Below are 13,921 nucleotides of genomic sequence, written 5' to 3'. Positions count from 1 at the left end.
GAACAGCACGATGACGAAGCGCGGTCTCCCCCACCCCGAGCACCTGCGCCTGGGCCAGGTCCTCTCCGGCGTGCGGACCCACTTGGTGGACGAGCAGACCGCGTTGGCGAAGGCGTACCCGCAGACCGGACCGAGGGCGCTTCCGGCGAAGCAACTGCAGGTGGCGATCGACGCGTTGGATGCAGCGCGCTCGGCCCTGGACAATGCAGTGCTCGAGGAGCACCCGGCAGCGGCCGAGACGTACGACTACTACCCGTGCCAGGAGCATCGGGCGGAGGTAGTGGTGCCGGAGAAGCCGGGCAGCAGCGCGGGTCGGGTCCGCTTGGGGCGGTAGGGCCGTGAGGTAGCCGGAGAGTCGGTGAGGCCTCCGTACGGCAGCTCGAAGGTCCCGCACCCCCGCTCGCCCAGCGGGTCGCCGACCCCCTGCACGTCAGAACTTGGGATGTCGTGGACATCTGCCAGCAGTGGCAACGGCAACACACCTTCTCAGCTCGCCGATCGCGTGCCTTCTGGCGGCGAGGTCGTCGACGAGGGCGCGCAGGGCGGCGAGGACAGGTTCGGCGACGTCGTCCTGGTCCTGGTCGCGGGTGCCCATGTCCCCATCGTCCTCCGGGCCGGCGGGCCGGGCCGGGGCGTACGGAAGCATGGGCGCGAGCTCCACCTCACACCCTCACAGACCTCATAAACTCACCCCGTTTTCCTGCGGGAACAGGCTGTGAGCCTCATGGACCTCACAGCCTTCGGCGCAGTGGAAGCCGGGTGCGCGGCCCGCGCCGATGGATGGCTGCCGTGCCGGAAGGGGCCGATGGCGCCTTCGGTGTCGTGCCTGCCTGGCAAGGTGTGCCCGTGCTGGAGAGCCGGTGGGCCCATCGATGGGCAGTCTGCCTGCTGATGGAGCAGGTTCAGTCGTTTCGCCTCCCGGTCTGCGTCCACGACGGCGGGCCTGCCTCTTTGAGGCGGGCGGCCCGCCGTCGTGACTCTGCTTCAGTAGCGGGACTCGATCCACCACACAATTAGCCCGACGACGCTGGTCCCTACCCCGTACGAGGCTCCGCGGAGCGCGTTGAGAGCCATCAGGTGCCGACGACGGTGGAACCACCGTGCAGCCCGCTTGCCCCACCCGCACCTTCCCCTCGGCGTCTGCGACCCGGACTCGTTTAAGTTCACGTTGCCCCAACTCCTTTCGCGATCTTGCTCGATGAGCCGACGGGTTGGGATCCCAGTCCTTCTCGGTGCGGAGGACAGTAGTAACACCCAATGACCTGCGTCATTACATCTGAGGGGAATTTGAGCATCACGATCCGGTGGCCATCCGACACGTGCCGTAGCGGCTGCGCGCGGCCGTGTATGGGGCCGGGTAACTCAAGCCGGAACCCACTTGACGGCGCCGTCGTTCACCAGCGTGACTGCACTGGTGCACGCGCGCGAGCAGGCGTTCTGTATCCATCCTGACCATGCGGCTGATGAGCCGGAGGAGGTCCGGATGAGACTGCTCCTCGTCGAGGACGACAACCATGTCGCCGCCGCTCTGTCCGCGGTTCACAGGCAGATTTTTTCGTACTCGATATATTCGTACTCGATATATAGTGAAGGGCATGACGCCCTTCCGACTCACCGCGCCGATGATCGCTGTCATGAGGGTCCTGCTAGCAGCGAAGAAGGAAGAAGTACCGACCTGGGGCCTCGAGATCTGCCGCGAGGCCGACCTCGGCCCCGGCACCGTCTACCCCATCCTCAAACGGCTCACCGAACATGGCTGGGTCACCAGCCAGGAGGAAACCGCCCCGAACCATCGTGGCCCCGTGCGCCGCTTCTACGAACTCACAGAAGTGGGCAACCAGGAGGCGGCCAATGTTCTGTCGGCGCGTGACTCGATTCGCGACGAACGGGGCTGGAAACCCCGGGGCTTGTAGCCGGGCGCGACCGCCGGAACTCAGGCGCCTGGCGCGGGCGTTCAACGAAATGGCGGACAACGTCGAGGCCGTCCTGGAGCAGCAGCGCGCCTTCGTCGCCGACGCCTCGCACCAACTGCGCAACCTGCTTGCCGCGCTGGTGCTGCGCATCAGCGTGGACGTTTCGGTTGTCCAACTGACTCGCAAGGAGTTCGACCTTCTCGCCCTGCTGGCGCAGCGCCCCGGAGTCGTCTTCCGCCGGGAGCAGATCATCAGCAAGGTGTGGCGCACCAGTTGGGAGGGGACCGGACCCACCTCCGACAGCAGACCGAGTACCAACCGCCGGACCCGCCGCCGGGGTTCGACCCGGGTGAACCGGCCTGCGATCCGGCTCATCAAACCCTCGAACTCCTCCTGCCAGCGGGCAGGGTCTACGCTGTGACCTGCGGCCACCGCATGATCTTCAGTCTTCACACACCGATGATCAACGGTGGCCGTACCCGTCTCCACAGCGCGTCAGGGTCGTGCGGCGACCGTCTGCCGTCCTGTGTCAGGAGGACATGTGCAACGTGGCGAAGTCTGGTGGGCCGAGTTCGACGAGCGGCGGCTGGTCGTACTGCTGTCGGGAGACGACGCGTCCGGGATCCGGGTGATGCAGATCGTCGCTCCGGCGGGCGTCGACATCAGCGGCATGGGCGTCGAAGTGGCAGTAGGCGCCGTGGAAGGGCTGCCCTTTGAAGGCGTGCTGCGGTTCGCGTTCCCGCGTCCGGGCTTTACCCCCTGCACGTGGCTGACCACCGTGTCCCGGGACGACCTAATCGAGCGGGCAGGCGCCCTCTCCCCCGCGAAGCTCAGCGAGATTGAGGACGCCCTCCGCCTCGGTGGACAGGCGAAGGAGTGGACCCCGGCGACGATCGCGAAGCTCAGCGAGATAAGGGACGCCCTCCGTCTCGGTGGATTCGGGTAGGCGGAGAAGGAACGGACGTTCCTGATGGCGTGGCCGGTCTCGTCCAGATGATCGACACTGACCAGCTGTCTCCTCGGCCCTCCTCACCATCGAGATCACGAACTACGGCTGGAGTACTAACCCGCCGCGCCGATGTCGGGTGCCCTGCTGGATGTTCTGAGAGGGCGGTATGTGAGTCACTGTCTGTTTCAGCCTGGGTGTAGCTTCGGCTGAGTGACCGGTCGCGATGGCGTGCTTGACGCACGTGGCAGGGTAGCTGAGCTGGGGCTTTGACCGTCCACCGGCTGTGCCGGAGCAACTACTCGGTCGAATCTGCACCTTGCCTGGTCGCGGCGATAGCGCCGCTGGCCCGGGGTGGGCATGTCTACGCTGGCGGCGTGGCATTGGTGTGGGTGACGGGCAATTCAGGGACTAGTAAGTCCACGGTCTGCGGGGTGTTGCGGGCGCGTGGCTACGTCGCGCTCGACGCCGACGAGGACGGCTTCAGTCGCTGGATCGACCGAGCTCGAGCTGAGGGCGAGGTCGTTGTGACTCCTCCACCCCGTAAACGGGGTGGCTTCTCGCTATGCCGGGTTGGCGTCGCGACGGACCAGCCCGGCCCGTAGAACGTTGGTTGCTCCCACGACGTCGGCGTGCGCCCGGTGGTCGCACGAGATGCAGTGGAACTTCTCCTGTGTGGGCCGGTTCTCCTTCGCGGTGTGCCCGCATTCGGGGCACTGGCGGGAGGTGTTACGGGGGTCCACGGCGATCACTTCCCGCCCGGCGCTTTCAGCCTTGGCGTGCAGGATCGTCAGGAACACCCCCCAACCGGCATCAGCGATCGAGCGGTTCAGACCTGTCTTGGCGGCGGCCCCGTTGGGCAGGAACGCGCCCGGCTTGTCGGGGTCGGGCTTCGGTGTGACGGTCTTGCTCATGTTGCGGATCTTGAGGTCTTCGTGCGCGATAAAATCGTGCTCGGCGACCAGGGCGTGCGCGGTCTTGTGCGCGTGGTCGAGGCGCTGACGTCGCACCTTGCCGTGCAGGGCCGCGACGCGCTCTACGGCCCGCTGGTGGTTGTTGGTGCGGTTCTTCGCCTTGCGGCTCGGATACCGGGACAGTGCCCACTGTGCGGCCTCCAGCTTGGCGGCAGCCTTGCGGGCGTGGCGCGGGTTGGCGACGTGTACGCCGTTGGATGTGGTCAGGAACGAGGCGATGCCGAGGTCGATGCCGACCACGCTGCCGGTCTTGGGCAGCGGCTCGGGCCGGGGCTGCTCGGCGGTGATGACGACGTACCACCTGCGGCCCTCACGCTTGACGGACACGGTCTTGACCTTGCCGACCACCGGCCGGTGCTGGTTGACCTTGACGTGCCCGACACCCTGGAGCCGGACGCGGGCACGGGATCGTGCGGGGTGGAGTCCCAGCGGCAGCCGTCCCCGTCCTTGGGGAAGTCCACCGTGTCGAACCAGTTCACCCCGCGAAAGCGCGGGTAGCCGGGCGTATCACCGGACTTGATACGGCGGAAGAACGCGGCGAACGCCTTGTCCAGACGGCGAAGTGTCGCCTGCTGGCTGGAGAACGACCACCGGCCCTGACGCTCCGGGTCGAAAGCCCGGATGTCCTTGAGCTGTCCGGACTGCTGCCCGTACTTCACGCTCGTCTTCGAGGCGTGTCGGTAGGCGTCGCGACGTTCTTGCAAGGCTCCGTTGTAGAGGGAGCAGTGATCGGCCAGCATCACGGCGAGCGCAGCGGCCTGGCCCACGGTGGGCCGCATGAGGAACGTGTACGCGCGGATCATCCAGCCCACCCCCTTCCGGTCGAGTCCGTCGATCATACTACGCTTGGTTCATGTCACCGCGCTGGGAACCAAACACCGATATCCGCCGGGGCCGTCACGTCGTCTACAACCTTCATGTCCACTTGGTTTTCGTGACCAAGTACCGGCGTGAAGTCTTCAACGACGACATGCTGACGCGCTGCGAAGAGATCATGCGGAACGTGTGCACCGACTTCGGCGCGGACCTGACCGAGTTCAACGGGGAGGGCGACCATGTGCACCTCCTGGTGCACTACCCGCCCAAGGTCGCCCTCTCGAACCTGGTCAACTCGCTCAAGGGCGTCTCCTCGCGCTACCTGCGCCAAGAGTTCACCGGCCGCGTCAACCGCTTCATCCTGCACGGCCGGTTCTGGTCTGGCTCCTACTTCGCCGGATCATGTGGCGGGGCTCCGCTGTCGATCGTCCGTCAGTACATCGAGCAGCAAAAACGTCCTTCGTAACCTGTCAGAGCAGTCCTGAGATCGGATTCCCTCCCCGCCTAAAGGCAGGGATTCCCTCCGAAGAGAGGGATGGATCCTCCGTATCCGGTTCCCGGGGGCTGGCTTGATCGATACGGGTGGGCGATTGTCCGCGAGCGCGTTGAGACTCTCGTCGCGGAGTCTCGTTTCCAAATCGCGTTCTTGTGCGGGTCGGCGGAGAACGAGGCAGACGTCCGCGACCTTTTCGACGTCATCGTGTGCCTGGTGATCGACGAGGACACCCTCCGCCACCGGCTCGCGACCCGCACTACGAACGCATTCGGTCAACATCCCGAAGAGCTCGCAGCGGCCTTGAAGTGGAATCCTCGGATGCGAGCGATCTACGAAAGCCGTGGCGCGACGATCATCGATGCGTCCAAGCCGGTGACCGAGGTGGTGGACAGCGTGATCGATGCAGCTCAGGAGCTGAGAGGCGATACGTAAGTTGGTGTCCCTTTCGCGCTTTCGGGAGGGGCAAGCGGGCTGGCCGCGGTTTCGCTGGGCGACTAGGTGTGATGTCTCATGAGGTTGGTTCCGCGAGATCCTCGATCGTGAGCTGCTGCGGGAACGTGTCGATCGGTTCCGGCGGCCGATGCCCCTCCTCTCCGTGGGCTCGCCGGCGGGCGTACCACTTGGCCAGGCAGCGTCGGGAGATCCCGGCTTCGACGGCGACGTGCGCGATCGGCCGCCCGGTGTCGATGCGCAGGCACAGGCGTAGCCGTCCCTCCGGGGTCAGCGGAGCGTTGGGGTGGCCGGCCATGTTCCCCCGTACTGGCTGGACATGCCGGACCGGGCTGTCCCGGGGCCTTCACGGCCGCTGCCGTGCTGCACCATGCGCATCTGACACGTGCTGGTGCTGCGCCGACGAGCTTGGCGATCTTGCGGTCATGGCTGTTCTGGCGTACTGCCTGGGATCGGTTGTTGAGGGCCTGAGCCGGATGTGGCCAGTTCACGGTCGTCTATGGGCGCGGGATGCCGGCGGCGGGGCAGTAGCAGCGGGCTGGTGAGGATGAGCAGTCCCGCGACCGTGAGGGCGGTGCGTGGGCTGGTGACGTCGGCGAGCAGTCCGGCGAGCGCAGTGAGGATGGCGATGGACGCCTGCTGACCGATCGACCAGGCCGACAGGGTGCGGGCGACGAGCTGCTTGGGGGTGCGTTCGAGCCGGTAGGTGGCGAGCACCGGGGTGTACAGGCTCATGTTGATGATGATCGCCAGCTCGACAGCTATCACGGTGACGAGGCCGACGACGCCGGGACGGACGAAGGCCAGGCCGATCAGCCAGATGGCGCGCAGGGTGCCGACGGTCCGGAAGACCGCGTGCTGGCCGTAGCGGGCCACGACACGGCGGGCCAGCCGCGAGCCGATGAGTCCGCCGACACAGGGAGCGGCGAAGGCGAGGCCGTACTGCCAGGGTGGGAACCCGAGCTGGCGAAGCAGGAGCACGGCCAGCAGCGGCTCGGTGGCCATGATCAGACCGCCGACGAGCATGTTGTTGAGGTAGAGCGCCCGCAAACCGTGGTGCCCCATGATGTGCCGCCAGCCGTCGAGCAGTGCGCCCGCCCGGAGCGGGCTCTTGTCGGTCGTTCGCGGCGCTTCTTCCTGGCCGCGGATCGCGGTGATGCCCAGCGCGGAGAGCAGGTAGCTGAGCGCGTCGGCCACCACGGTGGTGACCGGCCCGAACAGGCCGATCGCCGCCCCGCCCAGCGGTGGCCCCACCGCGATGGAACTCCAGTTCGTGGACTCGAACCGCGCGTTGGCCACGAGCAGGTCATCTGGCCGGACGAGGGCCTTGAGGTAGGCGCCGCTGGCCGCGTTGAAAGCGATCTTGGCTGCGGCGACCACGGCCGAGATCACGAGCAGCTGGACGAAACTGAGCCGACCGAAGGCGTAGGCGACCGGGATCGTCGCCATGACCGCAAACCGGGTCAGGTCCATCGCGATCATGACCGGGCGCCTACGCCGAAACTCCACCCACGGCGCGAGTGGCACCGCGATCAGCGCGCCCACCGCGGGCCCCACCGCGGACAGCGCGGACACTTCAGTGGGGCCGGCATGCAACGCCAGCACGGCGATCAGCGGGAATGCTCCGAACCCCAGCCCGGATCCATAGGCGCTCACCGCATATGCCGCCCACAGCCAGCCGAACTGCCGCCCCAGGGATCGTCTCGCCACCAAGCTCCGCACCTTCCTTTCGCATGACACAACTCGCCGTTGGATCGCTGCGAATCAAATCAATGGCGGCGAGGGGGGATCAAACAACCGACCCGGCGGCGAGCCACAACCCTTTGTTGTCCCAGTAGAGTCACGTGCGTGGACCTCGACGCCGTGCACACCTTCGTCGCCGCTGCGGACGCCGGCCAGTTCCAGCAAGCCGCCGCCGCGCTGTCGATCACCCAACAGGCCGTCTCCAAGCGCATCGCCGCGCTGGAGAAAGACCTGGATGTACGCCTGTTCACCCGCACCGCCCGCGGCGCCCAGCTCACCATCGACGGCCAGGCATTCCTGCCCCACGCCCGTGAACTTCTCCGGGTGGCAGAGCGGGCTGATGCGTCCGTCCGTCCTGGCCGGCGCGCTCTACGCGTCGATGTCGTCAACCGGCGGATCGTGACAGCGGGGCTTCTCCAGGACTTCTACCGCATGCATCCCGAGATCGAACTGGATGTCGTGACCCTGGACGCCGACGTCGATGGAGCGATCGCCGCTGTCGAAGCTGGGACGATCGACGCCACCTTCCACGGCGTTCCCGCGCAGCAGCATCTGCCCGAGAGGATCAAGGCTGTCCGCGTGATCGACGAGACGCACCAGCTCCTCGTCGGACCCCGCCACCCGCTCGCCAGCGCCCGCGCCGTCACGCCCGGGCAACTCGCCGGACACCGAATCTGGATGCCCGGCCTGGACGCCCGCGGCGAGGTGGCCGCCTACTACGACGAACTCGCCACTACCTTCGGCGTCACGATCGACGTGGTTGGACCCGTCTTCGGGAATGAGGCACTGCTGGCTGAGATCGCCGACTCCTCCGACCTGGCGACCTTGGTCGGCGAAGGCTCGCGGTATCTGTGGCCGGACAGCTATGACCTGCGGCGCATACCGATATGTGACCCGACACCGGTCTACCCGATGTCACTGATCTGGCGCGACGACAACCCCCATCCCGCGCTCATCGAACTTCGCAGCTACCTCGACTCCAGACGAACAGACTCACCCGATACCAACGTCTGGATACCGAAATGGGAACAACGGGCAGCCTCGAGGCCATAAGCGAGACGCGCACATCATCGGCTTCCTGCACCGGCTGGTCGGCGACACCAACAACCTCCCCGCCCGTCCGGCATCAGCTGCACGCGAGGAGGCGGGCCCGATCAGGCTGTGATCGCGACCGTGGTACCAACCTCATGAGACGGCACAACTAGAGCGTGTCTCTTTGATGGGTTGGTCAGTTGATCGGATGTGTCTGTCCGATTAGTGATCACTACGGTCCAGCCGATGTCGTCGACGGCATCCGCTGCGGCGAGGACGGCGGCGAAGATCTTCTCCCACGTGCCGTCGACGGCCCACCTGATCAGCCACTTATGGGCCGTCTGGAACGAGCCGAGCTCCTCGGGGAGGTCCCGCCAGGGCAAGTTGGTGCAGTACTTCCACGCGATGGCCTCGAACGTACCGCGGTGATCGGCCCAGCGCCGTCCCCGGACCGGATCGGCCGGCATGAGCGGCTCGATCCGGGGGTTTTCCCCATTTTTCAGGCGTAGGCGGTGGTGTTCGGGGATCCTGTCGATGTACCTCTGAAAACCACTGTAAGGAGACCCCCAGTGCGCCGCCCGACCCGGAAAGCCTTCGCCGCCCTCATCGCCGCAGCCGGCCTCGCCCTCCCCCTCCTCACCCCCACACCCGCCTCGGCTGCCACCGCCACCAGCCGCTTCGCGAACTACCGCTACGGTGACTGCCTGCGCGAGACCTCCGAAACCGGCCTCAAGGGCGACCGCTGCACCACCGGACGCGGCAGCCTCCTGTGGCAGTGGAACGGCCGCCTCAACACCAGCACCACTCTTAAGAACAACTTCTGGGGCCGCTGCCTCGACAGCAATGACCGGGGCGACGTCTACCCCCTGCGCTGTAACGGCGGCTCATACCAGAAGTGGCGCACCGTCCAGCCCGCCGCCCGCAGCGCCATCATGCTCCAAAGCGTCGGCACGGACCGCTGCCTCTACCAGCAGGACAACGGCTACTACCGCACTGCCCGCTGCGACCGAGGCGCCCAGAACCAGCGCTTTACCATCGGCTGAACGGATCTCTCGACCGCTTCAAAATGCGGGACCGACACATTGGAAGCGCAGTCCCAGCCCGCCGAAAACCCATTCACACCTCACCCGATCACGCTGGAGATCATCAGCAATCGCCGCACCCAGCGCGGACAGCTCAACTACGCCGTCCCTGATGTGCTTCAGCTCCAAAAACGCATCCGCCGCTACAACGCCGACCACGATGTGCCCCACGGCGACATCGTCGCCCTCGCCCTCGACACCTGGCTCCGCGCCAAGGGCTACCCACCCAACCTCACCTCGCCCAACACCGAGGCACGGTAATCACTTGGCTGGCCCAACTGCCGTGTCACACGTCTCATTTGCCGTTTCCGCCAGGGATGAGCTGGCATGGGCGCAGATCGACTTCGTCCGCCTACGGTCATGGTTCCGGTCAGCCCGGCGGCAGTTCGAACCGCAGGCGCATGGCCGTGGCGACGAGGCGGTAGCCGGCGAGGCCGGGGACGCTGAACGGGTTGGGGAGAGGGCTGATGCGTCGGTGGGTGCTGTCGAGGTCGGGGTCGACGCAGGCAAGCAGGGGAATGAGTCGGGCGCTGCCGGAACGGATCGAGGAACGGTCAGCCAGGACGACCTCCAGCCGCTGCGGTGGGATGCCGACCACGACGGCGATGTCCACGTCGGTGACGTTCGCGACGGAACGGCCACGGCCCTCCAGTTGTATCCGGCCCGCTCGTGGAGGACAGCTGCCTCGATCGCGCCGCACGCCTCTCGCTCCGCGAAACATCGCTAGGATCGAGGAGTCCCCTGGGGGAGGAACTGCGTGAACCGGGTGCCGCCGCCGTCTTCTCCTGCAGCGACAACCATGTCTACGAGGAAGTGCAACTGCCGAGGCATACCCGCGGACGCGTCGAGGACGCCGATCCCTACGGGCGTCCGATGCTGAGCGTGCTCGACGAGTACTGCCGCACCTGTGCGGTCATGATGGGCAAGGAGTGCGGCCAGGTCTCGGAGTACCACCTCGACCAGGCCCGGAGCCAGAGGCGGCCGTGACCAGACCCTGCGTAAGCCCAACTACGCCGCGGGGCTGGCCGAGTACCGGATCCCCAACAACGCCGACGAGCTCAGCAAACGACACTACCGGCGACTGGTCACCGAGGTCCGGAAGTTGTTCCGGTACCGGAACTTCGACGTGCTCGTCGCCGGCCACTCTTATGAGGTACCAGCCTTCGCCGGCCTCCTCCCCGCCCGTTGCGGGAAAGGCTCGTCGGCAGCTTCACCATCAACCGCGAGCCCGCGACACCCGCGGACCGTCAAGGAGAAGGTACGGGAGAGTCTCACAGGCCACGCACACGGCGAACTCCGGCGCGACTCAGGCCCCGGTGCCGGGGCGTCCGCGCTCCAACGGCACCGGGGCCCGGTCGTGGTCAGACTGGAATACGGATCTTCAGCCGCTGCTTCGGATGCCGCACATCGTTCCGCTGCGGCTGATCCGGCTCCTTCGCCAGCCGCCGTCGGCGCATCATGACGAACGGCAGGGCTGCGAGCAGGCCGAGCGCCGCGGCGTAGAGGCCATACGGCCACGGCCAGTTCAGCCCGAACAGACGGTCGAGCGATACGCCGCTGGGTCCGGTGAACGCGACTCCGAGCGCCGTGACCGCGTAGAGCAGCGGGGTCTCGTAGCCGCCGTTCTGCACCCACAGGCCGTTTCGCATGTGCGTGGTGGCCGCGGCGATCATCGTGCCGACGATGATGGCGGCGGCGAGCGGGGTCAGCAGGCCCAGCGTCAGTAGCAGGCCACCGGTCAGCTCGGCGAGGCCGGCCAGCAGAGCCATGCGACGTCCTGGCCGGTATCCGATGCTGTCAAAGAAGGTGCCCGTGCCGGCGAGCCCGTGCCCGCCGAACCAGCCGAAGAGCTTCTGGGCGGCGTGGCCGATGAGCAGCATTCCGACGATGACACGGATAAGGAAGAGTCCGACAGCCATCCTTTCCCCTCCTTCGCCTCGTCCAATGATTCCCTGATTGCGGGATGCGAACGTCACGCACGTCGGGCCTGTCAGGTCCTCAGACCTGCGCCGGTCCGGACATGCGTGGCTCTGGTGTCGGCGTTTGGTGCCGCTCCCGCGGAGCCAACTGTGCTGACTGGGGCGGGGCTTCCTCGCAGGGGCCGCAGGATCACGTCCGTGATCAGGTCATCCAATGTGGTCCGGACCTTCCCGGACCTCTCGAAGGCGTCCCTCCACCAGTCGAGGATCTGCCTGCACCTCAACAGGGCTTGCCAGCACCTCTTGAGGGCCGATGACGCTATGGACAGGAACATCGCCATCACCCCTCTCGGAGAGGAATGTCCATCTCAAGGACGAGGAAATGTACAACCGCAAGGCTCGTGGGGATGATGCGCCCCGTGGGGCGGTGGCAGGCCAGGTCACCCACATCCACTGGTCCTTGCTCTGCACCAGCACTCCTCACGTGCGGGCAGTTTCCGCAGTTCGGAGGGGCTGGGCGGCGGGCGATCAGGCCGCAAGCTGGACCCGGCCGAACAGCAGGGCGTATCCGGGCGGGAGTAGACGGATGATGCGCTCCGTGAGCTCGTCACCCGCAGCGTCCGCCACCGCGCTCAGGACCGAGCTGACGTCCCAGCGAGCAGTCGTGGGAGTGGCTCCATCGATCCGGGCCGCCACACTGTCGACGAACTGCGTACCGGTCAGCGGCTTGATGACGGGTACCTGCTCGGTAATGACCGTGGCGGCCTCGACAGGCAGCCGCTTGACCAGATCGTCCTTCGCTGGACCGGTCAGGTGCCCGCCCAGTGTGGAGAGCACGATCTTTGTGATCCGCTCGGCCTCCTTGGTGGTGGGGTACTCCCCGCGCTCGCGCACTTCCTCCACGAGTTCGCTCCATCGCATCTCTGGTATCCCTTCCCTTTCGTTCTGTTCGCCGAGCTCCGGGCGAATGGCGCCGGCGAAGATGTCAGACGGTGTGTGGACGAGATGGGCCGGCTGCCGGCCCCCGGCAGTGCAAAGCGAGGGTTCCTGCCGGGAGCCGGGTGCAGCCCGGTTCAGGCGCCGATCTGCTTCGGAGGCTCGCCGCCCGAGATCTGGATCTTCCGCGGCTTGGCCTGCTCGGCCACCGGGATGCGGAGCGTGAGGACCCCGGCGTCGTACGAGGCGTCGATCCGCTCGGTGTCGAGGCTGTCGCCGAGGAACAGCTGGCGGCTGCACGTCCCGGTCGGGCGCTCGGCCGCGGTCAACTGTGCACCATCGGGTGCCGGCGAGCGGCGGTCGGCGCGGACGGTGAGGACGTTCCGGTCGACGTCGAGGTCGATGGTCTCGGGGTCGACACCCGGGATGTCGAAGTGGACCACGAATTCGTCATCCGCGCGGTATGCCTCCATCGGCATGGCGGTGGTCCAGGACCTAGTACCGAGCGCCTGCTGGGTGAGTCGATCCAGTTCACGGAACGGGTCGGTGCGCATGAGCATCACTGGTCATCTCCTTTCGACGGATCCGGTCTGCGATGCCCGTACACCATTCATATAGCTCAGAGAAGAAAACTTGACAAGTGCGGGCTCACATTTCCCTGAAAGCCCAGTTCAGGGGCGGCTTGCCGTGCCGCCGCCCTGGATACTGTGACGGCGTGGAGGTCCGGCGGCAGCGGCCGTAAGAACGCGGTCGGCGCCGTCGACGAACCGGCGCAGGCTGGCCGGGACGGTCCCCGTGCCCCTTGCGAAGACGGCCCGGGCCGGTGTCCGGGGAGGGTTTCCTCGACCCACGAGCGCAGGACGTCCGCGGGTGCCGCGTCGGTCTGCCGGGCGATGACCTGCCCATTGTGGAGCACCAGCAGGTGGGCACCACCTGTACCTCGAATCGCCGGGCCGGCTGGGAGGACTGGTCGACATCGACTTTGACTCGTTTGATGCGTCCGTCGAGGTCACGGCCGGAACAGCGTGGCTGGCCATGGACCTGCACCTCGGCGCCCAGCGCGCCATCGCCCTGGGCGTCACCCCGTTCCTCGTCACCGACGCGCTCAAAACCGCCCTGGCGGCAGGACTGCTGCCGCTCGCCTGGCGAGGCATGGCGTACCTGCGGCGCTGACGAACTTCGTCCGCGCGCGTCGGCGCGTACGTGCCACCGCGCCATCCAGCAGGCTCCAGCGCCGTCGACGAACGCCAGGTGATCGGGGTGAGCACGGTGTCGCCTGCGGTCTACGCCGAGCCCACGTCGTCGGCCGTGGCGGGTACGTCGGCATCGACGGTGCGCCTCCCGGACGAGCCCCCGGTGTGGGCCCTGGTCTCCACCGCGGGGGCCAGGAAGGCGGCGCATACGACACAGGCCAGAACGACGAGCATGGCGGGGCGCAGGCCGACGTGGCCGCCGAGAAAGCCGAGTCCGGGCGGTCCGACGAGAAAGGCGACGTAGCCGATGACGGCGACCAGACTGACCCGGGCCGTCTGGTCCGGGCCGGATTCCCCGGCGGCCGAGAGCGCGAGAGGAAAGCCGAGCGAGGCGCCCAGCCCCCAGAGTGCTGCCCGAGCG

Annotated in this window: 17 protein-coding genes and 6 pseudogenes; 13 read left to right on the top strand and 10 right to left on the bottom strand. The window is 66.9% G+C overall.

What is annotated here, in order from left to right; all coding sequences use genetic code 11:
- Positions 1-10 precede the first annotated feature (10 nt).
- The 5 genes and pseudogenes from OG303_RS50220 to OG303_RS50200 all read left to right on the top strand — a co-directional run.
- A complete protein-coding gene (locus OG303_RS50220) occupies positions 11-334 on the top strand; it encodes a hypothetical protein (RefSeq protein WP_405876947.1) in 324 nt (107 codons plus the stop codon).
- A gap of 108 nt (positions 335-442) precedes the next feature.
- Positions 443-685, top strand: a complete 243-nt coding sequence (locus OG303_RS50215) for a hypothetical protein (protein ID WP_405876945.1) — start codon at positions 443-445, stop codon at positions 683-685.
- Positions 686-1,595: 910 nt separating this feature from the next.
- Positions 1,596-1,913 (top strand): PadR family transcriptional regulator, encoded by a 318-nt coding sequence (locus OG303_RS50210; protein ID WP_405876943.1) that lies wholly within the window; start codon positions 1,596-1,598, stop codon positions 1,911-1,913.
- Between the two features lie 7 nt (positions 1,914-1,920).
- Positions 1,921-2,070: pseudogene (locus OG303_RS50205) on the top strand (histidine kinase); the annotation flags it as partial.
- Positions 2,059-2,209, top strand: a pseudogene (locus tag OG303_RS50200) (winged helix-turn-helix domain-containing protein); the annotation flags it as partial. The pseudogenes OG303_RS50205 and OG303_RS50200, both read left to right, overlap by 12 nt.
- Here OG303_RS50200 and OG303_RS50195 read toward each other — a convergent pair.
- Positions 2,205-2,345, bottom strand: a pseudogene (locus OG303_RS50195) (IS701 family transposase); the annotation flags it as partial. The pseudogenes OG303_RS50200 and OG303_RS50195 sit on opposite strands and share 5 nt — an antisense overlap.
- 109 nt (positions 2,346-2,454) lie before the next feature.
- On the opposite strand from OG303_RS50195, the gene OG303_RS50190 reads away from it, so the two are divergent.
- A complete protein-coding gene (locus tag OG303_RS50190; RefSeq protein ID WP_405876941.1) occupies positions 2,455-2,859 on the top strand; it encodes a type II toxin-antitoxin system PemK/MazF family toxin in 405 nt (134 codons plus the stop codon).
- Positions 2,860-3,422: 563 nt separating this feature from the next.
- Here the strand turns inward: OG303_RS50190 and OG303_RS50185 are convergent.
- Positions 3,423-4,636: pseudogene (locus OG303_RS50185) on the bottom strand (RNA-guided endonuclease InsQ/TnpB family protein).
- A gap of 50 nt (positions 4,637-4,686) precedes the next feature.
- Here OG303_RS50185 and tnpA point away from each other — a divergent pair.
- Positions 4,687-5,115: an IS200/IS605 family transposase gene (gene tnpA / locus OG303_RS50180; protein ID WP_405876939.1), complete on the top strand. Its 429-nt coding sequence runs from the start codon at positions 4,687-4,689 to the stop codon at positions 5,113-5,115.
- A gap of 243 nt (positions 5,116-5,358) precedes the next feature.
- Positions 5,359-5,577, top strand: a complete 219-nt coding sequence (locus OG303_RS50175; protein ID WP_405876937.1) for a hypothetical protein — start codon at positions 5,359-5,361, stop codon at positions 5,575-5,577.
- A gap of 76 nt (positions 5,578-5,653) precedes the next feature.
- Here OG303_RS50175 and OG303_RS50170 read toward each other — a convergent pair whose 3' ends face one another.
- Together OG303_RS50170 and OG303_RS50165 are read right to left on the bottom strand one after the other, a co-directional pair.
- A complete protein-coding gene (locus OG303_RS50170; protein WP_405876935.1) occupies positions 5,654-5,893 on the bottom strand; it encodes a helix-turn-helix domain-containing protein in 240 nt (79 codons plus the stop codon).
- Positions 5,894-6,018: 125 nt separating this feature from the next.
- Positions 6,019-7,308 (bottom strand): MFS transporter, encoded by a 1,290-nt coding sequence (locus tag OG303_RS50165; protein ID WP_405876933.1) that lies wholly within the window; start codon positions 7,306-7,308, stop codon positions 6,019-6,021.
- Positions 7,309-7,443: 135 nt separating this feature from the next.
- Here OG303_RS50165 and OG303_RS50160 point away from each other — a divergent pair, with 135 nt between their 5' ends.
- Positions 7,444-8,391, top strand: coding sequence for a LysR family transcriptional regulator (locus OG303_RS50160; protein WP_405876931.1), 948 nt, complete (start codon positions 7,444-7,446; stop codon positions 8,389-8,391).
- A gap of 149 nt (positions 8,392-8,540) precedes the next feature.
- Here the strand turns inward: OG303_RS50160 and OG303_RS50155 are convergent.
- Positions 8,541-8,897, bottom strand: a pseudogene (locus tag OG303_RS50155) (transposase); the annotation flags it as partial.
- Positions 8,898-8,939: 42 nt separating this feature from the next.
- On the opposite strand from OG303_RS50155, the gene OG303_RS50150 reads away from it, so the two are divergent.
- Both OG303_RS50150 and OG303_RS50145 read left to right on the top strand, forming a co-directional pair.
- Positions 8,940-9,413, top strand: a complete 474-nt coding sequence (locus tag OG303_RS50150; protein ID WP_405876929.1) for an RICIN domain-containing protein — start codon at positions 8,940-8,942, stop codon at positions 9,411-9,413.
- A gap of 39 nt (positions 9,414-9,452) precedes the next feature.
- Positions 9,453-9,713, top strand: a complete 261-nt coding sequence (locus OG303_RS50145) for a hypothetical protein (protein WP_405876927.1) — start codon at positions 9,453-9,455, stop codon at positions 9,711-9,713.
- Positions 9,714-9,822: 109 nt separating this feature from the next.
- Here OG303_RS50145 and OG303_RS50140 read toward each other — a convergent pair whose 3' ends face one another.
- Positions 9,823-10,065, bottom strand: a complete 243-nt coding sequence (locus OG303_RS50140; protein WP_405876925.1) for a hypothetical protein — start codon at positions 10,063-10,065, stop codon at positions 9,823-9,825.
- Between the two features lie 56 nt (positions 10,066-10,121).
- Here OG303_RS50140 and OG303_RS50135 point away from each other — a divergent pair, with 56 nt between their 5' ends.
- Positions 10,122-10,439, top strand: coding sequence for a hypothetical protein (locus tag OG303_RS50135; RefSeq protein WP_405876923.1), 318 nt, complete (start codon positions 10,122-10,124; stop codon positions 10,437-10,439).
- Positions 10,440-10,813: 374 nt separating this feature from the next.
- On the opposite strand, the gene OG303_RS50130 is transcribed toward OG303_RS50135, so the two are convergent.
- From OG303_RS50130 to OG303_RS50120, 3 genes are all read right to left on the bottom strand, one after another.
- Entirely contained in the window at positions 10,814-11,371 is a 558-nt protein-coding gene (locus OG303_RS50130; RefSeq protein WP_405876921.1) for a DoxX family protein, read from the bottom strand.
- A gap of 528 nt (positions 11,372-11,899) precedes the next feature.
- Positions 11,900-12,292, bottom strand: a complete 393-nt coding sequence (locus OG303_RS50125) for a DUF2267 domain-containing protein (protein ID WP_405876919.1) — start codon at positions 12,290-12,292, stop codon at positions 11,900-11,902.
- A gap of 152 nt (positions 12,293-12,444) precedes the next feature.
- Positions 12,445-12,867 (bottom strand): Hsp20/alpha crystallin family protein, encoded by a 423-nt coding sequence (locus OG303_RS50120; protein WP_405876917.1) that lies wholly within the window; start codon positions 12,865-12,867, stop codon positions 12,445-12,447.
- Positions 12,868-13,342: 475 nt separating this feature from the next.
- Between OG303_RS50120 and OG303_RS50115 the strand changes: the two genes are divergently transcribed.
- On the top strand, positions 13,343-13,480 hold the full coding sequence (locus OG303_RS50115) for a hypothetical protein (protein WP_405876915.1): 138 nt from the start codon (positions 13,343-13,345) through the stop codon (positions 13,478-13,480).
- A gap of 110 nt (positions 13,481-13,590) precedes the next feature.
- Here the strand turns inward: OG303_RS50115 and OG303_RS50110 are convergent.
- Positions 13,591-13,920: pseudogene (locus OG303_RS50110) on the bottom strand (MFS transporter); the annotation flags it as partial.
- Between the last annotated feature and the right edge of the window lies 1 nt (position 13,921).

The sequence above is a fragment of the Streptomyces sp. NBC_00005 genome, assembly GCF_045160215.1.
Classification (GTDB): domain Bacteria; phylum Actinomycetota; class Actinomycetes; order Streptomycetales; family Streptomycetaceae; genus Streptomyces.
This window is presented reverse-complemented; position numbering and strand designations above follow the sequence as displayed.